The following is a 6,346-nucleotide window of genomic DNA, read 5'->3' on the forward strand; positions in this document are numbered from 1 at the left end:
ATCACCAGACTGGCCAAAGATAGTGGCCCATAGCAATGCGAGTGAGGAGACGATAAACGCCCCCACCAGAGTGGTGTCTGAGGTCGATAACCGCCCAGAGGAAGGGTTAGTGATTAACTCTTTGAGGGTTTTCATTATCGACATAGGACACGCTCAGCAATGACTAATCGAGCCTGACGCTCAGCCAGTCCGTTGCTGCCACCATTGATCACCCGAGTCAGACCAACAAAATCACCGTTATCTGCATAACGATTGCAGTTATTTGCGAACCAGAACCAGCCAGCCGAACGAGCGGCATAATCATCTTGCAGCAGTAAATCCGGGTTGATGATCAAGTCGATTTCTAGCGCATGACCGCAGCGGTAATAATTATCTAAAAAGGTAATTTGTTTCAGACCACGGCCACGAAATTTCCAGCCATCCCCCGGCGCGTTGTTACCATAGCGTTTGCTGTAAACAAGGTTGGCAATGGCCTTCTGTCGTTCGAGAGGGACAACCGTTTCACCCGACTGGCGACCTAACATCGCACATTGACCCGCAGTTAAACGGCTATTAAAGGTAGCTTTTAAGCCCACGACACTGTAGTTAAATGACTCGGCCAGTGCTTTAAACCCCCCGCTTTCATGCCCGATTTGTGCAATAAACGCAGCCTGGCTACGGGGGGTATCAATACCGAATTCTTTCATTGCTGACAAGATATGCGGATACCAACGCGATGCGAGCGCGGGAGATAAAGAGGCGGCGAGTTGAAACTGTGATAGGGAGATTTGCATGACACCATCCAATGGGTTGGGATGGTGTCAGTATTGCTATTAGGGTTTTATATAATCAGTGGAAGGGGTTCAGTGGCCAATCAACTAGTTAATTAAAATTTATCCCATAGATACGGAGTGAATGAAAGTAATAAAATTAACACAAAACCTAGACGCTTCGAGTTTGGTTTTTCAGCACCATCAATATTAGAGACGGTTTGTGTGAGCGCATTCCTTCTTACAAGATACAGAGGGAATACAATAAGCCACAAAATAACAGTGCCGACTGCCCACGCGAGTTGATTCGATACTCCCCTTTTTGTTGCATCATCAAGAACGTAGACTCCCGATATAAAAAAGATCACACCCAAAAATAATTCCATTTTTTTTCACTCCTAGAAAAGAGAACTTTGTAGTTCATTATTAGATGTTTTTCTCTCCGCCAATAACCCCCAAGCGAACCTATCAGAAAAACCATATTTAGGGCATAACTGAGTCATCACCATCAGTGAAGAGATGCCACTATCACGCAACTGGGAGAATTCAGCCAGGAACGAGCGATTGCGTAACTCGCGTAAGGCTCGGTCACAGCGGGGCAGGTAAAGCACCTCTCCGCCAAAATGCTTGACCAGCAGTTGTGCGTTCTCATCACCAATCGTTTCACGTAACAATGTGGCTCGGGCCGCGCCAAGCGCGCGCAACCCTTTACCGATTGGGAAGGTAGTGCCGCCCAACCTATCGAGCAGGCGGGCTGTGGCTGGATAACCGATCAACTCGGCAATCTGCTGGACAGACTCTGGCAATAGCGCTTTAACCTGCTCAATATCCATCATGATTTCCCTCGACGTTTGGCATCAATAATCAATGCCTGCATCAGTTTTGTCAGCTTATCCAGCGGCAACCAATCAACATATCTTACCTGAAACATGTGTTGCGCCATAGATTCAGCATAACTCCATGGCCGGTTAGCGTCAGCCAGTAGCGCCTCAATCTTACCGAGTATCGTCTTCTTACTCGCAGGAACGCTGGGTCTGCGCCCCCTTTTTGCAGCGGGTTTAGGCTCAAATCCATGAGCCCGCATATAAGCAACAATACGTTCTTGCTGCTCAATGGAGCAATGAGTCGAGCTGGTTTTACCGGTCAGCCTGTAGATAACATCACGGTAGGTGTCATCGTCCCAGGCTAAAGCAGACTTACCCACATGAATAAGCTGGATCAGTTTTTTGTCCATAACGCCCCCAGCTGAGTACGTAAACCATCACTGACTCTTGTCGCCAAGCCCAACCGGATAAGCCAGTCAGATAGTGTATCCATCGCCTCAGCTGGTGAGGCATGCCAAGGAAAGTTATCAAAACCCACCAGAGCAAACCACTCGTTATTGAGAGAAGTTAAGGTTAATGATTGTTCAATAACTGTGTGTTGGATTTGATGCGTCACTAACAAGTTAATCAAAGCGGAAGAACCTACAGAGTACGGGCTGCTGTGTTCAAATTTAGTGATGTATTGGGTTAATTTCCCGCAGCCAGTTAGTAAATCAGCAGTATCCGCTGGAGAGTAACCGCCCAATTCAAGCAGCTTTGCACGTGAGGTGGTAATCTCATCCAGAGCAGACTGGAGCACTTGCAGTAACTCGTTGCTGTAGTCTTCACCCAGTGCTAGGTGATTTTTTAACAGACCCAAATTAGTCATTTTGCACCTCATTCAACTGAGCGTGACCGGTCACATCTGTAAGATTTAAAGTACGTGACTGACTATAAAACCAACACGCAGATTCTCCGACAAAAGCCGTGTTGCAACCTGCGGGTAATGGCAGCTTGCAGTGATTACAGTGGCCTAAAGTCGCCTCTTGCCGCTCCAGTCGCTCACCATCACAGAAGATTAACAACTCAACATACTCGCTAGGGAGGTATGGCTTGCGACCCGGATTGCGGCGCTTACAGCCATCGAGCAGCATTTTGTACCCTCGGTCAGACAGAACAATTTCAAGACGATGCTGGCCGAACTGTGACTTTGCGCGGGCGCGGGAGAGGCGCTTTCGCGCCGCTGCCTGCTCTTTCGTACTATTTTTATTCATCATCGTCATAGTCCTCGTCAACCAGTCGCGCCTCAAAAAGCATCAATCCCACAGGCCAAAGCAATACGATTATGATGTAAGCAAGAGGGTGAATATCTTTTCTTGCCCAACCCAACCGTTTCAGGATGCTGACCCAGCAATAACCAAGGTAGATGTAGGACGCTACAGCCCAGCAGATTAAGGTAATTTCTCTAATGGTCATTTCACACCATCCTTAGCCTTCTTCCCTCGACAACCAATAATCAAACCGAAAGCCGCGGGTGCATATGGCACCTTTAGGTGACATAGTTCGTAAAAGTTCCAGATAACAGCCAGCAACCAGCCAAGCGGTGTAAATGTCCAGAATCTGCCAATAGGCCATAGCCAAAGTCTTTTCATCATGAATCTCCTTGCATATCGGCAGGTTTGGCTGCTGCAAACAATAACGTGCCTTCTGGTGCGTCATTAATCCAACCGAGGGTTTTATTGCCGTTACAGCTAATAACATATCCAACCGGAGGTAACGCTTTCAGCTCTGCAAGTTGCTCACGCAGTGATAGCAGCTCAGCACTTCTCGCTTGCCACCCCTCCCATGCCATCGTGTGGTCTGCTTCTTCTTTACTCAGCATCTGCATTCCCCTCTACAGTGAAACCGGCTGCTTTGATGGCCTCTATAATTTCGTCAACGGCCACCCACGCGCCATTTGGATCTTCGCATACCCCACAGTCAACCGAGTACCGGTGAGGCAACACAATCGGCTTCTCGTTTGCCGCTGATAACGCTGCTTCTGCTTTCTCTGTGCGGCTCTTCCAGTCGGAAATTGCAGCCATGTGCAATCGGATATCGCCGATGTAAGTTGCTTCCAATTCACTAACATTTACCGACAATGGATTCAGCTTCTGTGCCGCTTCCAGTTGGGCTATCAGGTCAATGATTACTGATGGTGTGCAATGCTCAATAAATTGAGCCATTAACTCTGGGTATCCTTCTGTTTGCAGTTGGTCACCAATACCAGTCCAACCGTAAAGATTTGCGCCTAATGCCGCTTTCTTCAACTCTTCTAGGTTCTGCTGGAGGCTATCAGCAATAACAATAGGCTTCAGATGCTCAATGCTCACGCCACCGGCGCGGCCAATGATACTAACCACCACAGCGCCATAGTCCAACGCCCAAGCCTCGGTACGGGTGACTACTTCAACGCTGTCAGGGATACCCATGATCGGGAAGTAATTGAAACTGCTACCAACAGGGTATTTTTGATTAAATTTGTCGGCGGATAACCCTTTTAGAAAATGGCTCATGGCTTCACCTTCCACTGTTTTTTATGGTGTTCAACGGCTTGCTTCATGGCAACACGTTGCTGGTTTTTGTGAACTGTATTCCCACAATGATTAAAGAAGTTGAAACGTGACTTACCCGGCAGGTTGGGATACTCGATCACCACGCTGCCATCTGTCAGGGTGTAGATGCGTTTATTGCCGTTATCCTGATATTCCCGGCTACTGACATGGGCTTTCATGGGCATCCCCTCCAGCCTTTGGACTTCGCAGACTCACAGAACTGGGCACGGGTCAGGCACCATTGCTCGTTGATGAGCAACATCGACACATCAGCAGCCAATAACCAAACCGACATGGCGCGGGCATATTTAGACTGTTTTTCGAGAGATACTGCTTTGAGCGCCAGTACCTTAAACTCAGGGTTAGTGACACCCAGCGGCAGGCAGCGTAACTTGTTGCTGCTCACTTTTACGCCAATAACCGTGGTGTTTTTCCAGTGAAGTGGTCTTGGGTTTTCCTGTAGGGATGGTTTAACCGAAGCAGTACCGGTAACAGCGTAACAACGTGTTTTACCATTCCAACCACGAACAATGCGCCCCTTGTGGATATCCCCGGCCAGCAATGCACCAACACGATCAAGCGGTAAGCCAGTGAAATTAGCCAGTTCGCGGCCTGTGGCAGAACCCAGGATATTCAGCGCCTGGCGCAAAGAATCAGTTTTAGACAGGTTTTCCATTATGACCTCCCAATCAGCGCAGGCTGAGAATCAGTACCATTGACTGCATGGAGCAAACTGGCGTCTTTCCCCGCGCGATATCCAGCGTCAGCGGCATCATCTATTCCTCGTACTTTTTTAGCCTCACGCATAGCTACTGCTTTCCAACTCCCTCCATTACTGATTCGTTGGTAATAGGTATCCATCAACTCCCGCTCATTGGTTGTAACCACAAAACGCTCAATCACGGTGTAAGCCCCGCTAACCCAGGCTTCACAATAGCTATCTGCGCGGCCTATTTTGGTTGTCCGCTTGAGACTGCTACGCTGTTTTGCACTGAACGCACGGCGGGAAGTCATCATCTGACGAGATAAGACATCAAAGGCATAAGCGGCAATCTGTGGCCGCTCGTTTGGGCCATAAAAAACGATGGTTCGTTTATTACCTTGCCAGGTTAAATAATTCTGAACACCAAATGCCTGACTAATAATGGACATTAATGACGACATATAACGCGGAATAGATACAGCATCGGATGGAGCACCTTTAGTGCTAGCTTCACTAATCTCAGTCAACGCAACATCGGTTTCATTCAACCTATGTTCACGCATTAGATTTTGAGCCTGTCGCAAAGCATTGGCGGCTTCGTTAGGATTGGCACTACGCTTAGCCAAATTCAGCAGTTTCTTTATTTTGGCGAGATACTTTTCTTTATTCATGATGGTGGTTTTCCATTATTTTGGCGTAAGCGCGCCCCTGCGGGTTTACGCCATGTTTAAAGATGATTTAAAAGCGAATTAAATTAGCCCGCAGGCGTTAATGATCCCGTATTAGCAAAATAAGGTTCTTTATTAATTTCCACGACAGTTTCCGAATCAAAATCATGGGCTGGGCCAACCGTTTTTACTGATTTGCCCCCGCGTAAAAATTTGCACGGTTGGTAGATGAAAACCTTACCCACGGGATAACGCCGATTAAACTCTTCAGCTTTCATATCAGACTCCAGAGATATCAAGAGGGATCGCCTGATATTGGTCTGTATCACCCATACGCCTATAAACTCTGACATAGGAACGACTACCAACAACCTGAACGGCTTCGCTGATTGCATCCATCGCACGTAACCAGCGGGCGTCCTGAATGTCATAACGACGCAGGGCCAGAACAGCTCCCGTATTGATATCCCCCTCTTTATCAGTGGAGAAAGCCCGGTTGATTATGGTATGAATTTCAGGCTGTGCGCCTTTAACCCAATCAGCCAGGCACTCATCAATAAGCGCTTTAGCGGCTTGCAAGCGCTCATCAAAGGCAATGCGGTCTTGCATAGCCCGCTGGATTTTATATTCGCCATCGAAAGATGGCAGGGTAACGTTGCCTTTCTTACCGCCAAGTGAAACGTTGTATTCATTGGCAGACAGGTCAACAAAAGCCGCGATATCAGCAAAGGTGGCCCGCTTAAACTCGGTCAGCATTTTGTTAACGACAAGTGCGCGATTAATAATGTCACCGACTAACGTATCGCGCATTTTGTCGATATCTTTAACC

The 6,346-nt window shown here is 47.8% G+C and carries 15 protein-coding genes; all 15 read right to left on the reverse strand.

Annotated elements, in window-relative coordinates:
* Window positions 1–134 precede the first annotated feature (134 nt).
* Window positions 135–767, reverse strand: a complete 633-nt coding sequence (locus tag AEP37_RS21970; protein WP_049615332.1) for a glycoside hydrolase family 19 protein — start codon at window positions 765–767, stop codon at window positions 135–137.
* A gap of 98 nt (window positions 768–865) precedes the next feature.
* A complete protein-coding gene (locus AEP37_RS21975) occupies window positions 866–1,135 on the reverse strand; it encodes a hypothetical protein (RefSeq protein WP_049615320.1) in 270 nt (89 codons plus the stop codon).
* Between the two features lie 12 nt (window positions 1,136–1,147).
* Window positions 1,148–1,582 carry a Mor transcription activator family protein gene (locus AEP37_RS21980; RefSeq protein ID WP_049615321.1) on the reverse strand — a complete coding sequence of 145 codons (435 nt, stop codon included), beginning with the start codon at window positions 1,580–1,582 and terminating at the stop codon, window positions 1,148–1,150.
* On the reverse strand, window positions 1,582–1,983 hold the full coding sequence (locus AEP37_RS21985) for a gp16 family protein (RefSeq protein ID WP_049615322.1): 402 nt from the start codon (window positions 1,981–1,983) through the stop codon (window positions 1,582–1,584). Before AEP37_RS21985 ends, AEP37_RS21980 begins: the two co-directional genes overlap by 1 nt.
* On the reverse strand, window positions 1,968–2,441 hold the full coding sequence (locus tag AEP37_RS21990; RefSeq protein WP_049615323.1) for a hypothetical protein: 474 nt from the start codon (window positions 2,439–2,441) through the stop codon (window positions 1,968–1,970). Before AEP37_RS21990 ends, AEP37_RS21985 begins: the two co-directional genes overlap by 16 nt.
* On the reverse strand, window positions 2,434–2,829 hold the full coding sequence (locus tag AEP37_RS21995; protein ID WP_235801340.1) for a hypothetical protein: 396 nt from the start codon (window positions 2,827–2,829) through the stop codon (window positions 2,434–2,436). The genes AEP37_RS21990 and AEP37_RS21995 overlap by 8 nt, the downstream gene beginning before the upstream one ends.
* The gene (locus AEP37_RS22000; RefSeq protein WP_049615324.1) at window positions 2,819–3,028 is read right to left on the reverse strand and encodes a hypothetical protein; all 210 of its coding nucleotides are present in this window, start codon (window positions 3,026–3,028) and stop codon (window positions 2,819–2,821) included. Before AEP37_RS22000 ends, AEP37_RS21995 begins: the two co-directional genes overlap by 11 nt.
* Window positions 3,025–3,207 (reverse strand): hypothetical protein, encoded by a 183-nt coding sequence (locus AEP37_RS22005; RefSeq protein WP_156168722.1) that lies wholly within the window; start codon window positions 3,205–3,207, stop codon window positions 3,025–3,027. The genes AEP37_RS22000 and AEP37_RS22005 overlap by 4 nt, the downstream gene beginning before the upstream one ends.
* Window positions 3,204–3,434 carry a hypothetical protein gene (locus AEP37_RS27035; protein ID WP_049615326.1) on the reverse strand — a complete coding sequence of 77 codons (231 nt, stop codon included), beginning with the start codon at window positions 3,432–3,434 and terminating at the stop codon, window positions 3,204–3,206. Before AEP37_RS27035 ends, AEP37_RS22005 begins: the two co-directional genes overlap by 4 nt.
* A complete protein-coding gene (locus AEP37_RS22015) occupies window positions 3,424–4,107 on the reverse strand; it encodes a hypothetical protein (RefSeq protein WP_049615327.1) in 684 nt (227 codons plus the stop codon). Before AEP37_RS22015 ends, AEP37_RS27035 begins: the two co-directional genes overlap by 11 nt.
* The gene (locus tag AEP37_RS22020; protein WP_049615328.1) at window positions 4,104–4,325 is read right to left on the reverse strand and encodes a hypothetical protein; all 222 of its coding nucleotides are present in this window, start codon (window positions 4,323–4,325) and stop codon (window positions 4,104–4,106) included. The genes AEP37_RS22015 and AEP37_RS22020 overlap by 4 nt, the downstream gene beginning before the upstream one ends.
* Window positions 4,322–4,822: an ANR family transcriptional regulator gene (locus AEP37_RS22025; RefSeq protein ID WP_049615329.1), complete on the reverse strand. Its 501-nt coding sequence runs from the start codon at window positions 4,820–4,822 to the stop codon at window positions 4,322–4,324. Before AEP37_RS22025 ends, AEP37_RS22020 begins: the two co-directional genes overlap by 4 nt.
* Window positions 4,822–5,520 carry a DUF2786 domain-containing protein gene (locus tag AEP37_RS22030; RefSeq protein ID WP_049615330.1) on the reverse strand — a complete coding sequence of 233 codons (699 nt, stop codon included), beginning with the start codon at window positions 5,518–5,520 and terminating at the stop codon, window positions 4,822–4,824. The genes AEP37_RS22025 and AEP37_RS22030 overlap by 1 nt, the downstream gene beginning before the upstream one ends.
* Window positions 5,521–5,603: 83 nt before the next feature.
* Complete coding sequence (locus AEP37_RS22035; protein WP_049615331.1) at window positions 5,604–5,795, reverse strand: hypothetical protein; 192 nt, start codon at window positions 5,793–5,795, stop codon at window positions 5,604–5,606.
* A 1-nt stretch (window position 5,796) separates the two neighbouring features.
* Window positions 5,797–6,346: DUF3164 family protein (locus AEP37_RS22040; RefSeq protein ID WP_049615334.1), on the reverse strand; the 550-nt coding region annotated here is incomplete at its 5' end.

The organism is Yersinia pekkanenii (assembly GCF_001152565.1).
Lineage (GTDB): Bacteria > Pseudomonadota > Gammaproteobacteria > Enterobacterales > Enterobacteriaceae > Yersinia > Yersinia pekkanenii.